The sequence below is a fragment of the Allobrachymonas denitrificans DSM 15123 genome, assembly GCF_900110225.1.
Lineage (GTDB): Bacteria > Pseudomonadota > Gammaproteobacteria > Burkholderiales > Burkholderiaceae_C > Brachymonas > Brachymonas denitrificans.
Window position 1 is genome coordinate 1 of record NZ_FOCW01000006.1, and the last position, 15,212, is coordinate 15,212.

A 15,212-nucleotide genomic window follows, 5' to 3' on the forward strand; every position below is an offset into this window, starting at 1 on the left:
GTTACACCGAGCGGCTGGGCCTGGCAGGTATCCAGCCATCAGTGGGAAGCAAAGGCGACAGCTACGACAACGCGCTGGCCGAGACCATCAACGGGCTATACAAGGCCGAACTGATTCATCGCCGGGGCCCCTGGAAGACCAGGGAAGCCGTGGAACTGGCGACCCTGCAATGGGTGCACTGGTTCAACCACGTCCGACTGCTCACGCCGATCGGGGGTATCCCGCCGGCAGAAGCTGAGGCAAACTACTGGAGGCAACTTGCCGACAGCAACACCTTGGCAGAGGTGTCCACTTAAACCAACCAGCCTCCTCGAAACCCGGGGCGGTTCATTCAGGTAGAAGAACTCGGCCTTGAGCGTGCCAAAGAAGCTCTCCATCGCCGCATTATCCAGACAGTTGCCCTTGCGGGACATGCTTTGCCTGACGCCTTGGGCTTCAAGCGCCTTGCGGTAGGCAGGCATCTGGTATTGCCAGCCCTGATCGGAGTGCAACACAGGACGCGTCTGCCCCTTGAGCTTGCCCAAGGCCTCCTGCAACATCTCCCAGACCAGCTTGAACACCGGTTGCCTGCTTGTGCGCCAGGACACGATCTCCCCGTTGTACAGGTCCATCACCGGAGAGAGGTACAGCTTGTCACCGCACACCTTGACTTCGGTCACGTCCGTCACCCACTTCTGGTTCGGCTGCTCTGCCTGAAAGTTGCGCTGCAACACATTGGGCACAGCCACATGGCCGGCTCCCCGCCATGAACGGTAGCGCTTGGGCCGCACCAGCGACTTCAGCCCCAGCGCCTGCATCAACCGCTGCACCTTCTTGTGGTTCACTCTACTGGAACTGAGCTTGCACAACTCAGCCGTGATGCGCCGATAGCCGTAACGGCCCTTGTGGCGATGGTAGATCGTGCAGATTTGCTGCTTGAGCGCTTGCTGCCCATCCCCGGCCTGTCGCAAAGCACATTGGTAGTAGTACGTGCTGCGTGAAAGGCCGGCTACGCTCAACATGGCTGCCAGAGGATAGTGTTGCTCTCTCAGGGCGTTGACCGCTTGGGCTTTGCCTGCGCTGCCTGTTGCTTTGCCTGGACGATCTCCTGCAACTTTTTTAGATACGCCACCTCGGTGCGCAGGTACTCATTCTCGCGTTGCAATTCCTCAACCGTCTTCTCGGTCACGGCTCTGTCATCGGGCTGGCTGAACTTGCGCATTGCTGGAGATCTCCCTTTGGGTCGAGGTGCCAGCGCCTCAAGGCCGCCAGCTGCATAGAGAGTCTGCCACAGGCGAATGCCCGGCGGATTGCGAATGTTGTACAGCGCGCCCACCTCCTTGAGCGATAGGCCTTCGCGTTGCATGTGCTCAAGCACCTGGCGCTTGAATTCCGCACTGTAAGTCGTGTGCTTGCGTTTGAGACCATCACGACCATGCGCCCTATAGAGCGCCACCCACAAGCGCAGCGTTGAACGGCCGACTCCGTAACGACTGGCCAGACTTGCCTGCCCGCCATTTCCCGTTAAATACTCCTGGACAAGCCTGAGCTTGAAATCCACGTCGAACTTCGCCATGAAAAACACCCCAAAGTTGGTGTCCAACTTTTGGGGTGCAGTTCAGCAGGACGGCTATTGCAGGAGGGGCGAGGGCATGGCGCTCAGCCCCTTCCGTTTGGGGACTTAGCCGCAGCTGCCCACATACCCGCACTGCGTGCAGTAATCACAGCCATCCTTGCGGATCATGGCGTGTGCGCCGCACTCGGGGCATTTCTTGCCGGCCATCACGGGCAGCGACTGCTGCACACCCACCGGGGTGTGGTTGGGCGAGGGAGCGTCCAGGTCCTTCAGCGGCAGTTCCATCTGGCTGCGTTCGCCAATCAGGTTCTGCAGCGCATAGGCGATGGCAGCCACTTCGCTGTCGTGCCACATGGGCACCAGCGTGCCGTCTGCCTTCTCGTAGGTGCCCAGACGCACCGGGCCGCGGTCCCAGCTGACCTTGCGCAGGTCTTCCAGCGCACGGTCCAGGAAGCCGCCGCGAGCAGCCAGCGACAGGGAGCGCATGGTGGCGGTGATCCACTGCTGCGATTCGCCGCTCTGGCCCACCGGCATGAAGAATTCGATGGCGCGCTCGATGGTGCGGCCGTCGGGCGTGGCCACCGGCATGAAGGAGACGATCAGGTATAGGCGTTTCTTGCCTTCCTGCGTCCAGTATTCGATCTTCTCGGCCACCGCGTTGAGGCTGCCCTTGGGACGGCTCTCGATCACGGTGCGCATCGGGTCAAAGGTGACCGGGGCAGCTTCCCCCACGGGCTCGGGCTTCTTCTCTTCCGCCTTGGGCGTGGCTTCCAGCACGGCACCCAGAATGTTGTTGGGACGGTAGGTGGCCAGGCCCTTCAGGCCGGCCGTCCAGGCCTGGCGGTACAGGTCCTTGAAGTCGTCGTAGGGATAGTCTTCGGGGATGTTGACCGTCTTGGAGATGGAGGTGTCGATGTAGGGCTGCACCGCCTGCATCATGCCGACGTGGTCGGCTGCGCTCATTTCCAGCGCGGAGACGAAGTACTCGGGCAGCGGCGCATCGGCGCCCTTGAGCGTGTGGTACACGCGGGCAGCGTGGTCTTCCACCGTGTATTCGCTGGTGGTGCCGTCGGCCTCGCGCTTCTTGCGCTTGTAGCTCCAGGAGAAGGCCGGCTCGATGCCGTTGGAGGCATTGTCGGCAAAGGCCAGGCTCACGGTGCCGGTGGGGGCGATGGAGAGCAGGTGGCTGTTGCGGATGCCGTACTTCTTGATCTCGGCCTTGATGTCGGCCGGCAGGCGGCTGGCAAAGGTGCCGTTGCCCAGATAGGCCTTTGCGTCGAATTTCGGGAAGGCGCCCTTTTCCTTGGCCAGCTCGACCGAGGCGCGGTAGGCGGCATTGCGCATGCGCTCGGCGATCTGCCCGGCCATCTGGCGGCCGTCCTCGCGGTCATAGCGCAGGCACAGCATGGACAGGGTGTTGCCCAGGCCGGTAAAGCCCACGCCGATGCGGCGCTTGGACTGCGATTCGGCGTGCTGCTGCGGCAGCGGCCACCAGGTCACGTCCAGCACGTTGTCCAGCGCGCGCACCTGCACCGCCACGGATTGCTCGAAGGCCTCGAAATCGAATTCGGCTTTGCCTTCCACGCCAAAGGGGTTGCGCACGAAGCGCGTCAGGATGATCGGGCCCAGGTCGCAGCAGCCGTAGCTGGGCAGGGGCTGCTCGCCGCAGGGGTTGGTGGCGGCGATGGTTTCGCAGTAGTTCAGGTTGTTGTCGCGGCCGATCTGGTCCAGGAACAGGATGCCCGGCTCGGCAAAGTCGTAGGCCGACTGCATGATGGTGTCCCACAGCTGGCGCGCCGGCACCTTGCGGTACACCCACTTGCCGTCGGCGCGCTGGTAGCCGCCCTTGTCCAGCACTTTCTGGCCGGGACGGGCCTTGTGCACCAGCTCCCAGTCCGCGTCGTTCTGCACCGCCTGCATGAAGGCATCGCTCACGCCCACGGAGACGTTGAAGTTGTTCCAGCGGCCGGGGGTGCGCTTGGCGGTGATGAATTCCAGCACGTCCGGATGGTCGATGCGCAGCACGCCCATCTGCGCGCCACGGCGGGCACCGGCGGATTCCACTGTGGAGCAGCTCTGGTCGAACACGTTGATGTAGCTGCACGGGCCGCTGGCGATGGAGTGCGTGCCCTTCACCTCGGCGCCCTTGGGGCGGATGCGGGAGAAGTCGTAGCCCACGCCACCGCCACGGCGCATGGTCTCGGCCGCCTCGCGCAGCGCCTCGTAAATGCCGGGGAAGCCCTCGTCATCCTCGCCCTGGATGCAGTCGCCCACGGGCTGCACGAAGCAGTTGATCAGCGTGGCCTGGATCTCGGTGCCGGCGGCGCTCATGATGCGGCCTGCGCCGATGGCGCCGGCCTTCAGGTTGGTCAGGAACTTCTGTTCCCACTCCGCGCGCAGCTCGGGCTTCTCGGCGCCGGCCAGGGCACGCGCCACACGCGTGTAGATGGCATCGGCGCTGTTCTCGCCTTCCTTGCAGTACTTTTCGATCAGGACGTCGAGGGAGATGAGTTGTTCGGGCAGTTGCATGGTGGTGGCGACAGGAGTGCGTTCAGCGATGTCCATGGACGGTATTCAGGTGGGATTCAGAAAAATTCGGGGGAGCGACGCGGCGCGTGGCCAGCGGGGCAAGGGAGGGGATTATGGGGCCTCTGGCGGGCCTTTTGGCATGTCCCTTGTGGCAGGAAGGCAGGTCGTCCGGCAGCCAGTTTAGCGGGTTTGGCGACCGGAAATCTTGCTGGGGACTTTCAGCAAACTGACAAAAAGCCGCAAACCCAGTCTGCATCGGGCTTGCGGCCGGGATTGGGATTTTTACGGATTGGCGACAGCGGCACGACCGCCGAGCAGCCTTTGCAGCAGATCCTGAACGGGACGGATTTCCGAACCGAACGGCAGCTTGCCGGCGCCGCGGAAGAACAGGCCTTTCTGCGTGTCGCCTTCCTGCGCGTGGCCCAGATGCTTGTCGATGCAGAACTGGCCGATATCGCTCTTGCCGTCGCGCAGGCCGCAGTGCTGCAGGCAGTCGAAGGCCATGTTGCAGCGTTTCTCGTGCGCTACGGCCTGCAGCTTGGGCTCGATGCGCAGGTACTTGTCCAGCCAGGGCGTGCGCACGCCGCGGGCGGGCAGGCCGGCCACGCTGATGAACTCGACCACGTCCTCGGGGCGGGCGTTCGCCAGCACCTGCTTGAACTCCGGGGCGGCATCGCTTTCCTGCGTCACCGCAAAGGCGGTCCCCATCTGCACGGCATCCGCACCCAGCTCCTGCAGGCGCTGGATGTCCTCATGGCTGCTGACGCCGCCGGCGGCAATCAGCGGGATGTGGCGCTCATAGCCCGCGCTGCGCAGGAACTCGCGCACGGCCGGCAGCACGTTCTCGAAATCGAAGCGCGGGTCGTTCAGGTCCATGATCTTGGCAGCACCCAAGTGGCCACCGGCCAGGCGCGGGTGCTCGATCACGATGGCATCGGGCAGACGGCCCTTCTTTTCCCACTTCTTCACGATCAGCTGCACGCCGCGCGCATCGCTCAGGATGGGGATCAGTGCGGCCTTGGGATGATCCTTGGCCAGCTCGGGCAGGTCCAGCGGCAGGCCGGCGCCCACCACCACGGCGTCGATGCCGGCCTCGAGCGCAGTGCGCACGTTCTGCGCGTAGGCGCTGATGGCCTTCATCACGTTCACGGCGATCAGGCCCAGGCCCTGGGAGATTTCGCGGGCGCGGGCAATTTCGCGGCGCAGCGCTTCGTTGTTGGCGGCGTCGATCACGCCCTTGGCATGGGCCACATCACGCGATTTTTCCAGCGGACGGGTCTTTTCCATCAGGTCGGGATGCAGGCGGCGCAGGTCCACCGAGGAGATGGTGCCAACGGCGCCCATGCGTGCCACGGTGCCGGCCAGGCCGCCAGCGGAAATGCCCACGCCCATGCCGCCCTGCACGACGGGAATCAGCGTCTTGCCGGCGAGCGACCACAGTTTCAGGCCGGACGCGGTGGCCTTCTCGCGCAGCTGCTCGACCAGCGCGCTGGCCTCGGCGAGGGAGGGGAAGGTGGGGAGGGGCACTGCAGTGGGAGACATCGCGACGGTCCGGTGGGACAAAGTAATAACCAGTCAAGGCTAGCAAAGAAGGCCTGCCCCTTGCTTGTTGTGGGTCAAGCAATCGGTCGATCGGGCGGCGCTGACAACGCTGCAAGCCGCGTGAATGCACATCGTTGGAGAAAATGCCACACCTTGCGCGGCATGGCTGCTTGCTGCAGAGTGTGCCAACCGCCAGCCAACCCGGGAAATACGCGCCCGGCGATAATGGCAGAATGACCAAACACCGCATCGTGGTGGGCCTGAGCGGCGGCGTGGATTCTGCCGTCAGCGCCTACCTGCTCAAGCAACAGGGGCACGAGGTGGTCGGCATCTTCATGAAGAACTGGGAGGATGACGACGACTCGGAGTACTGCTCCTCCAACATCGATTTCGTCGATGCCGCCAGCGTGGCCGACGTGATCGGCATCGAGATCGAACACGTCAACTTCGCGGCCGAATACAAGGACCGCGTGTTTGCCGAATTCCTGCGCGAATACCAGGCCGGCCGCACGCCCAATCCGGACGTGCTGTGCAATGCCGAGATCAAGTTCAAGGCCTTTCTGGACCACGCCATGCGCCTGGGTGCCGAGAAGATCGCCACGGGCCACTATGCGCGCGTGCGCCGCATCGACAGCGGCGAAGTGCAGCTGCTGAAAGGGCTGGATCCGTCCAAGGACCAGAGCTACTTCCTGCACCGCCTGAACCAGGCGCAGCTGCAGAAGACGCTGTTTCCGGTGGGTGAGCTGCACAAGACCGAGGTGCGCCGCATCGCCGAGGAAATCGGCCTGCCGAATGCAAAGAAGAAGGATTCGACCGGCATCTGCTTCATCGGCGAGCGGCCGTTTCGCGAGTTTCTCAACCGCTACCTGCAGAGCCAGCCCGGTCCGATCAAGGACGAGAAGGGCCGCAAGATCGGCGAGCACATGGGCCTGAGCTTTTACACGCTGGGTCAGCGCCAGGGTCTGGGCATTGGCGGCATCAAGGCCAAGGGCGCACCGCGCGGCGGTGGCGACCATGCACCCTGGTTCGTGGCGAAGAAGGACATGGCCAGCAACACGCTGTATGCGGTGCAGGGGCATGATCACCCCTGGCTGCTGTCGCACACGCTCAAGGCGGTGGACCTGAGCTGGTGTGCCGGCAAGCCGCCGGCCGCTGCGCAGTCGGCCACTGGCTTTGCAGCCAAGACGCGCTACCGCCAGGCCGATGCGCCCTGCACGCCGGCCCTGCTGGAAGACGGCACGCTGCAGCTGGACTTTGCGCAAGCGCAATGGGCGGTCACGCCGGGCCAGAGTGCCGTGCTGTACGACGGCGAAGTCTGTCTGGGCGGCGGCATCATCACCGCCTGAGCCACACCCCCTGCCGCAGTTTTGTGACAGGGGTGTTTGGCCGTACACTTGAAACAAGTGAACCCGTATCAGGAGAACAACATGGGCAAGCTCTCTGCCGAACAACTGTCCGAACTCAAGTCCCTGCTCGAGCAGCGCAAGGCTGAGATCGAAGGTCGCATTGACGAAGTGCGCGACGGCCAGAGCCGTGTGGATCATGCCCGTGACATCATCGAGACGCGCGGCAGCGTCGAGCGCCAGCACAGCTCCGACCGTGAAGTCGACCTGGCCCTGAGCGACATGGGCGCCGTGGATCTGGCGCGCGTGAACGCTGCGCTGGAGCGCATCGAGAACGGTACCTACGGCGAGTGCGACGAGTGCGGCTGCGACATTCCTTTCGCCCGCCTGCAGATCGAGCCGCAGACGCAGCACTGCGTGGCCTGCAAGTCGCGCTGGGAGCGCGAAACCGCCGCTGTGCCCACGGCACGCATGTAAGCACGGCGCTTCGCCATGACCGAGGAACGCAATCCCCTGCATCCGGTGCCGCAGGGTGGGGATGACAGTGGCCTGCTGTTTCTCGAACGCGATACCCTGACCCTGTGCCGCCAGCTGGCGGATGGCCTGTGCAGTCGTGGCTGGATGATGGCTACGGCGGAAAGCTGTACCGGCGGGCTGATTGCTGCTGCCTGCACCTCGCTGGCCGGTTCGAGCCAGTGGTTCGAGCGCGGCATGGTGAGCTATTCCAATCTGGCCAAGAGCGAATTGCTGGGCGTGGCGCCGGAACTGATTGCGCAGCATGGCGCCGTGAGTGAGGCGGTGGCGCGGGCGATGGCGCTGGGGGCGTGCGAGCGCTCGGGCGCGCAGGTGGCACTGGCGGTGACGGGTGTGGCCGGGCCCGGCGGCGGTTCGGCAGAAAAGCCGGTGGGTACCGTGTGGTTCGGCTGGCAACTGGGCAATCTGGGAGCCGCCGAGATGCGCGTCTTTCCCGGCGACCGGGCGGCCATCCGCGCTGCGACCGTTCATCATGCGCTGCAGGGGCTGCTGGCGCGGTTACAGGCCTTGAGGCGGGCGCACTGACTCGGCGTATGTGCGCTGCGCTGGCATACGTGCTGAGCGTTTTCACACGGATTGGCACGGCAGCAGGCGCACCGGCTCCGGATGTGTTTTCGGCTTCCGCAATGCAACAAGGCACCTGATCAGGGTGCCTTGTGCGTTGGTGGGGCAGGCAATCAGGGTGTCAGCCTGCCTTGTCGGTCAGCCTGCACTCCTCAGCGGTTGCGGCCACGCGGCTGCTGCATCTGGTGGTTGGAGAACTCGGTGGCGTCGATCTTGCCGTCCTTGTTCGTGTCCATGTCGCCAAAGGCCTGTGCCTTGGAGGCGTTGCGCATCATGCGGCCTTCCTTGGCGCGCTGCTCCAGCTTGTCCGAACGATACTGGTTCAGTTCATCCTGGCTGATGCTGCCATCGCGGTTGGTGTCGAAATCGGCAAAGTCGGGGCGGTTCATGCCACGGCCCATGCCCTGGCCGGCGCCCATGCCGACACCCGGCTGCGGAGCCGGCGCATCAGCGGCGGCACCTCGACCCATGCCCTGGCCTTGGCCCTGACCCAGCATGGCACCCTTGCGCTGGCCTGGGCGCACGCGGTTCTTGTGCGCGTTGGCGTATTCGGCGCGGCTGATGGTGCCGTTCCTGTCAGCGTCCATCTGCTTGAGGCTCAGCGCGTTGCGGCCGGCGCCGGGGCGCTGGGCGCGGTAGCGGTCCAGTTCCTGCTGGGTGACCACGCCATTGCCGTCGCGGTCGATGGCGGAGAAATTGGCACGCGTCTGCGCAGAGGCGGGCAGGCTGAAACCGGCCAGCAGGGCGGCTGCAGCGAGGGCAGACAGGATGCGGACGGGTTTTTTCATGATGCACTCCTTTCGGAAGGGAAGAAAGCAAATGGTTTGCATACTCTCTTTATATTCCGGTCAGCTTAAGTGTTCATGAAGGGCGCAAGCAGGTGTTTCGGAAACGCCGCGCGCCATACAACCGGAAACAGGCAGTCGTACTGCGGCAACGCGTGCGTCAGTGCGGACGCATGCGCTGCAGGGTGTCGTCCTTCATCACGTAATGGTGATACAGGCCGGCCACGGCATGCAGGCCGATCAGCAGGTAGCCTAACGAGGCCACGGTTTCGTGCAAATCCTTCAGGCGCAGGCCGGCTTCGCGGTCGGGCATGGCCAGTTGCGGCAGCTCCATGCCCCAGAACGGCACGGCATTGCCGAAGGCATTCACCATCATCCAGCCGGTCAGCGGCAGCAGGATCAGCATCGCCAGCAGCAGGCCGTGCGTCATCATGCTCAGCGTCTTCTGCCATTGGGGAATCGGGGGCGTGATCGGCGGTGTCTGGCTGCGTGCGCGGACCAGCAGGCGCACCCAGGTCAGCAAGAACACGGTCATGCCGAGCGTGAAATGCCACATCTTCATGGCGTTGCGCTCGGGGCTGTCCTTGGGATAGATGCCCTTGAACTCCATCAGGCAGTAGACGGCGATCACCAGCAGGACGGTGAGCCAGTGGATGGCGATGACGGGGGTGCTGTAGCGGCGCGGCGTCAGCGCTTCGGGCATGGTGGTCTCCAGAATGACGATGGCCTGATTGTGCCACTGCTTTGCCAGCTGGCTGCCATCAAAGGCGCCGGGAGTTGACACAGGGCAGACTTTGGGTGCGCCGGCAAGAGACAGCCGGAGGGGTGCTGCAGATCTGGCAAGGGCGCTGCCGAGCCGGCAAGAAAAAACCGGCGCCTGCATGCTCTGCAAGCACCGGTTCTGCGGTGGCGATCAGCGGGAGGACTCCGTCAGGCGCAGCGCCATGACGGTGTCCTGCCAGCGACCTGGGCGCTTACGCGCCGGCCTTGGCCTTCTGGCGCCAGGCGTGCAGCAGCGGCTCGGTGTAGCCGCTGGGCTGTTCCACGCCCTTGAACACCAGATCCAGCGCCGCGCGGTAGCCGTAGCTGGTGGCGGCATTGCCGTGCATGGGCTGGTACAGCGGGTCGCCGCTGTTTTGCTGGTCCACCAGCGCAGCCATGCGTTCGAAGGTGGCGCGCACGCGGCCTTCTTCGACGACGCCGTGCAGCAGCCAGTTGGCCATGTGCTGGCTGGAAATGCGCAGCGTGGCGCGGTCTTCCATCAGGCCGATGTGGTTGATGTCGGGCACCTTGGAGCAGCCCACGCCCTGGTCCACCCAGCGCACCACATAGCCCAGGATGCCCTGGCAGTTGTTGTCCAGTTCCTGCTGGATTTCCTCGTCGCTCCAGGTCGGGTTGCTGGACACCGGAACCGTCAGCAGGCCGGTCAGCAGGTTGTCGCGCTCGGCGGCCACGTCGGTCTTTTCCAGTTCCTGCTGGATGTCGGACACCTTGACCTGGTGGTAGTGCAGCGCGTGCAGCGTGGCACCGGTCGGGCTGGGCACCCAGGCGGTGTTGGCGCCGGCCTTGGGATGGGCGATCTTCTGCTTGAGCATCTCGGCCATCAGGTCGGGCATGGCCCACATGCCCTTGCCGATCTGCGCCTTGCCGCGCAGGCCGCAGGCCAGACCCACCAGCACGTTGTTCTTCTCGTAGGCCTGGATCCAGGCGGTGGACTTCATTTCGCCCTTGCGGATCATCGGGCCGGCCTGCATGGCCGTGTGCATCTCGTCGCCGGTGCGGTCCAGGAAGCCGGTGTTGATGAAGGCGATGCGGCTCTTGGCGGCGTCGATGCAGGCCTGCAGGTTGACGCTGGTGCGGCGCTCCTCGTCCATGATGCCGAGCTTGACGGTGCTGTCGGGCAGGCCGAGTAGCTGCTCCACGCGGCCGAACAGCTCGTTGGCAAAGCCGACTTCCTTCGGGCCGTGCATCTTGGGCTTGACGATGTAGACGCTGCCCTTGCGCGAGTTGCGCAGGCCGTCCTTGCCCTTGCCCTGCAGGTCGTGCATGGCGATGGCAGTGGTGATGACGGCATCCATGATGCCTTCGGGGATTTCCTTGTTCTCGGCGCCCCACAGGATGGCGGGGTTGGTCATCAGGTGACCCACGTTGCGCACGAACATGAGCGAGCGGCCGTGCAGGCGCACTTCGCCATTGCCGTTGGGGGCGGTGTAGAGGCGGTCGGCATTCAGGCCGCGCGTCATCTGCTTGCCGCCTTTGTCGAAGGTCTCGGTCAGCGTGCCACGCAGAATGCCCAGCCAGTTGCTGTAGCCCAGGATCTTGTCCTCGGCATCGACGGCGGCGACGGAGTCTTCCAGATCCAGGATGGTGGACAGGGCGGCTTCGACCACCACGTCAGCCACGCCAGCCACGTCGGACTGGCCGATCGGGGTGCTGCGGTCCACGCGGATGTCGATGTGCAGGCCGTTGTTTTCCAGCAGGATGCTGGACGGGCCGCGCACGTCACCCTGGTAGCCCACGAACTGGGCCGGGTTCTGCAGTTTGGCGATCTGGCCGCCGACCACGTTCACCAGCAGTTCGCCGTCCTTCACGTAATAGACCACCGCATCCTTGTGTGAGTAGCCGACCAGCGGCGCGGCCTGGTCCAGGAAATCACGGGCGAAGGCGATGACCTTCTCGCCGCGCTTGGGGTTGTAGCCCTTGCCTTTTTCCGCGCCGTCCGTCTCGGGGATGGCGTCGGTGCCGTACAGGGCGTCGTACAGGCTGCCCCAGCGTGCGTTGGCGGCGTTGAGGGCGTAGCGGGCGTTCAGGATCGGCACCACCAGCTGCGGGCCGGCCTGCGTGGCCAGTTCGTCATCGACGTTGGTGGTGGTGGCCTTGGCATCTGCCGGCACCGGCACCAGGTAGCCGATCTGCTCCAGGAACTTGCGGTAGGCGGCCATGTCCGTCACCGGGCCGGGGTTGGCCTTGTGCCAGGTGTCCAGCTCGGCCTGCAGGCGGTCGCGCTCGGCCAGCAGGGCGGCGTTCTTCGGGGCCAGGTCGGCCACGATCTGGTTGAAACCCTGCCAGAAGGTATCCTGGTTCACGCCGATATCGGGCAGGACCTGGCTGTTGACGAAGTCGTACAGGGGAGTGGCCACCTGCAGCTGGTGGACCTGGGTGCGGGCAGTTTGCATGGGTTGTTTCCTTGTGCGTTGTGCAGACAAAAGCCACGACTGTGGCATGACACATACTGTATTACATCCTTTGCTCCGGATTAAATGGCTTATCCGTGCAGGATTCGTGACATTTATGAATGTAATAACAGCTGTTCACACTGTTTTTGCCCCATCCGTGTAGGATGCATTGCAAGGTTGCATGTTTTTTATGCAGTTTCGCGCCTGCGCGCGCTTTTTCACTGACTCACCCGATGACCTCCAACAACCACAAGGCGAGCCAGCTCGCCCGCAAGACCGCCGAACTTTCCTTTGCTGCCCCGCAGGTGATTGCCCATCGCGTTTCGCGCATGGCCACCGCAGGCCTGAACCCGTCCAAGGCAGACCGCAAGGAATTCACCATGATGGGCGCCGAGAAGGTCGCCGCGTTCTATGAATCCTGGCAGGCCATGGGCTGGCAGATGCTGCAGGCCCAGCAGCAGATGTGGATGAAGATGTTCATGAACCCCATGATGTGGTGGCAGCCCTGGAACAACAAGGCGCTGGGCAGCCAGATGCAGCGCAGCATGCTGGATGTGATGGGCAAGGGGCTGTTTCCGGTGCACAGCCGTGCCTTGAGCAACGCCAAGCGGCTGGGGCGCAGCACCCGCCGCTGAGCGCAGGCGGCAAGGCCTGAGTGTCCCCCGGTTCCGGTTCTGTCCGAAACCGGGATTTTTTCACCTGCCGCTGTCGCAATGACCGCGCAGGAGCGCAACCTTTTCGCGCACCCATGATCCAATCGGCGTTGAGGCGGCACGGTGCCGTCTCGCTCTGGCACAGTGTGCGGGAGGAGCTACATGGCGGACGTTTCGGGTCAATTGCGGGTACACCTGTCTCCGGCACTGGAACAGGCACCCGCCATGGATTTGCTGTGCACGCAGTTCGTGCTCACGCTCACGGCGCGCAACGGCAACCGCTTCAACTGGCGGCGGGATGTCAACTCGCTGATGGCGCTGGCCGGCCGGCATCTGGTCTGGCCCGAGCATGTGCTGCTCAGGCTGCGCGGCTTTCTGGCGCTGCGCTGCCGTGACAACGGCTTCTGGACCGGCCACGAGCAGCTGAGCCACGCCGAATTCCTGGAGCGGCACGGCGTCTGGCGCGGTGCCTACGAAGAAGGCTCGCTGTTCTATTACCTGGACGAATTCGTCAAGGACGCGGCCAAGGACATGCTGACCCTGCTGGCCACCACCGGCGAGTGGGTGCAGCAGCGCCTGCGCAAGTGTCCGGTGGAGATGCAGAAGAACATCGACAGCCTGGGCACGCTGTTGCAGCTCAACCCCGCAGAACGTGCGCTGCTGCTTTACGGCGCGCTGGCGCGTTACCAGCGCGAGCTGCGCGGTCTGCTGGTGGAATTCAAGGTCAACAGCGCGGCCGAAGCCTACGCCATGATGGCCGATGTGGCCGGCGTGAGCGCGCGCGAGGTGGCCGATGCGCTGGGGCGCGGCTCGCGGCTGGAGCGCATCGGCATGGTCGATAACCTGGTCGGCGAGCATGCGATCACCGACTTGTCCGACCTGATGAAGGTGAGCGACCAGCTGCCCTCCATGCTGATGCGCGAGTACCGCAGCGAGCAGGAGCTGATGGCCGAGTTCACCCGGCTGGCGGTGCCGACCACGCTGCAGGCAGAGGACTTTGCCCATGTGGCGCAGGATGTGCAGGCCGTCACCCGCCTGTTGCAGGCGGCACGCGAGCGGCGCGAAACCGGCATCAACATCCTGCTCTACGGCCCGCCGGGTACCGGCAAGACCGAGTTGGCCAAGGTGGCGGTGCAGGCTGCGGGGCTGGACTGCTTCGAGGTGGAATACGCGGACCGCGACGGCAACGCCCTGAGTGGGCGCGACCGCTACCGTTCGCTGCAGATCGCGCAGGCCTTCCTGAAAGAATCGCCGCGCACCGCCTTGCTGTTCGACGAGGTGGAGGACGTGTTCCCGCCCGTGCAGGGCCAGACGGCCGACCTGCTGGCACGCCAGGAGCAACTGGTGCATGGCGGCGGCTCGGTCAATGGCAAGGCCTGGGTGAACCAGATCCTGGAGAGCAACCCGGTGCCGGTGCTGTGGGTGACCAACCGCATCGAGCAGATCGACCCGGCATTCCGCCGACGCTTCACCTATCACCTGGAGCTGTCCAGCCCGCCGCCCGGCGCGCGCGAACGGCTGGTGCGCAAGCTGCTGACCGAGGTGCCGGTGAGTGATGCCTTCGTCAGCCGTCTGACCGAACGCGAGAACCTGACGCCGGCGCAGATCGCCAATGCGTTGCGCTTCGCCAACCTCGTGGAGCATGAGGACGCCAGCCAGCTCGAAGCCTGGATGGAGCGTCAGCTGGCGCATGCCGATATGGCGCTCGGCCATCGCCCGCAGGGCACGCGCCAGCGCCGCAGCGTCACGCAGTACGACCTGGACATGCTCAATGTGGAAACGCGCTACCCCATCGCCCGCATGGTGGAGGCGCTGCATGCGCGCGGCCATGGCACGCTGTGCTTCTACGGCGCGCCCGGCACCGGCAAGACGGCGCTGGCCGAGTACATCGCGGGCCAGCTGGGCAAGCCGCTGATGGTGAAGCAGGCCAGCGATCTGGTCAGCAAGTACGTGGGCGACACCGAGCAGAACATGGCGCGCATGTTTGCCGACGCCGAGCGCGACGAAGCCGTGCTGCTGCTGGATGAGGCCGACAGCTTCCTGATGGACCGGCGCGGCGCCCAGCGCAACTACGAAGTCACCGAGGTGAACGAGATGCTGCAGGGCATGGAGCGCTTCCAGGGCATCTTCATCTGCACCACCAACCTGATGGGCCGGGTGGACCAGGCTGCCCTGCGCCGCTTCAGCTTCAAGATCCAGTTCAAGCCGCTCACGCTGGAGCAGCGCGAGCGCATGTTCGTGACCGAAGCGCTGCAAGGCGATGCGGAACGGCTCACGCCGGAGCTGCGCCAGCGGCTGGCGCGCATGGACCAGCTCTGCCAGGGCGACTACGCCGCCGTGCGCCGGCAGATCGACATTCTGGGGGAGGAACTTTTTCCGGAAGAGTTCATCGAACAACTGGAGGCCGAGCATCGCATCAAGCCCGAAGTCCGCGAAAACCGCGGCATGGGCTTCGTATGAGAGGCGAGGCGACCGTTTGACCACAGCGAGAGCGCGATTTGGGGCAGCCTAGGCTGCCCCTTTTTTGAATT

Annotated in this window: 12 protein-coding genes and 1 pseudogene; 6 read left to right on the forward strand and 7 right to left on the reverse strand. The window is 64.5% G+C overall.

Features of this window, described 5'->3' with window-relative positions:
- Positions 1 to 296: integrase core domain-containing protein (locus tag BMW28_RS09755; protein WP_143280582.1), on the forward strand; the 296-nt coding region annotated here is incomplete at its 5' end.
- 33 nt (positions 297 to 329) lie between these two features.
- Here BMW28_RS09755 and BMW28_RS09760 read toward each other — a convergent pair.
- From BMW28_RS09760 to BMW28_RS09775, 4 genes and pseudogenes are all read right to left on the reverse strand, one after another.
- A pseudogene (locus BMW28_RS09760) lies at positions 330 to 1,001 on the reverse strand (IS3 family transposase); the annotation flags it as partial.
- A 26-nt stretch (positions 1,002 to 1,027) separates the two neighbouring features.
- Positions 1,028 to 1,555 (reverse strand): helix-turn-helix domain-containing protein, encoded by a 528-nt coding sequence (locus BMW28_RS09765; RefSeq protein WP_091817261.1) that lies wholly within the window; start codon positions 1,553 to 1,555, stop codon positions 1,028 to 1,030.
- Between the two features lie 105 nt (positions 1,556 to 1,660).
- Positions 1,661 to 4,120 (reverse strand): adenosylcobalamin-dependent ribonucleoside-diphosphate reductase, encoded by a 2,460-nt coding sequence (locus BMW28_RS09770; protein ID WP_200785779.1) that lies wholly within the window; start codon positions 4,118 to 4,120, stop codon positions 1,661 to 1,663.
- A gap of 246 nt (positions 4,121 to 4,366) precedes the next feature.
- The gene (locus tag BMW28_RS09775) at positions 4,367 to 5,626 is read right to left on the reverse strand and encodes an NAD(P)H-dependent flavin oxidoreductase (RefSeq protein WP_091817263.1); all 1,260 of its coding nucleotides are present in this window, start codon (positions 5,624 to 5,626) and stop codon (positions 4,367 to 4,369) included.
- A 233-nt stretch (positions 5,627 to 5,859) separates the two neighbouring features.
- Between BMW28_RS09775 and mnmA the strand changes: the two genes are divergently transcribed.
- From mnmA to BMW28_RS09790, 3 genes are all read left to right on the forward strand, one after another.
- Complete coding sequence (mnmA, locus tag BMW28_RS09780; protein ID WP_091817265.1) at positions 5,860 to 6,972, forward strand: tRNA 2-thiouridine(34) synthase MnmA; 1,113 nt, start codon at positions 5,860 to 5,862, stop codon at positions 6,970 to 6,972.
- Positions 6,973 to 7,053: 81 nt separating this feature from the next.
- Positions 7,054 to 7,446: a TraR/DksA family transcriptional regulator gene (locus tag BMW28_RS09785; RefSeq protein ID WP_143280583.1), complete on the forward strand. Its 393-nt coding sequence runs from the start codon at positions 7,054 to 7,056 to the stop codon at positions 7,444 to 7,446.
- A 15-nt stretch (positions 7,447 to 7,461) separates the two neighbouring features.
- Positions 7,462 to 8,028: a CinA family protein gene (locus BMW28_RS09790; RefSeq protein ID WP_091817270.1), complete on the forward strand. Its 567-nt coding sequence runs from the start codon at positions 7,462 to 7,464 to the stop codon at positions 8,026 to 8,028.
- 191 nt (positions 8,029 to 8,219) lie between these two features.
- On the opposite strand, the gene BMW28_RS09795 is transcribed toward BMW28_RS09790, so the two are convergent.
- The 3 genes from BMW28_RS09795 to BMW28_RS09805 all read right to left on the reverse strand — a co-directional run bounded on the left by BMW28_RS09795 (position 8,220) and on the right by BMW28_RS09805 (position 12,028).
- Complete coding sequence (locus tag BMW28_RS09795) at positions 8,220 to 8,855, reverse strand: EF-hand domain-containing protein (RefSeq protein WP_159430746.1); 636 nt, start codon at positions 8,853 to 8,855, stop codon at positions 8,220 to 8,222.
- A gap of 157 nt (positions 8,856 to 9,012) precedes the next feature.
- Entirely contained in the window at positions 9,013 to 9,636 is a 624-nt protein-coding gene (locus BMW28_RS09800; RefSeq protein ID WP_200785780.1) for a cytochrome b, read from the reverse strand.
- Between the two features lie 190 nt (positions 9,637 to 9,826).
- Complete coding sequence (locus tag BMW28_RS09805; RefSeq protein WP_091817273.1) at positions 9,827 to 12,028, reverse strand: malate synthase G; 2,202 nt, start codon at positions 12,026 to 12,028, stop codon at positions 9,827 to 9,829.
- A 233-nt stretch (positions 12,029 to 12,261) separates the two neighbouring features.
- On the opposite strand from BMW28_RS09805, the gene BMW28_RS09810 reads away from it, so the two are divergent.
- The gene (locus BMW28_RS09810) at positions 12,262 to 12,663 is read left to right on the forward strand and encodes a polyhydroxyalkanoate granule-associated phasin (protein WP_091817275.1); all 402 of its coding nucleotides are present in this window, start codon (positions 12,262 to 12,264) and stop codon (positions 12,661 to 12,663) included.
- 180 nt (positions 12,664 to 12,843) lie between these two features.
- Positions 12,844 to 15,141 carry an ATP-binding protein gene (locus BMW28_RS09815; protein ID WP_091817278.1) on the forward strand — a complete coding sequence of 766 codons (2,298 nt, stop codon included), beginning with the start codon at positions 12,844 to 12,846 and terminating at the stop codon, positions 15,139 to 15,141.
- Positions 15,142 to 15,212: the final 71 nt, after the last annotated feature.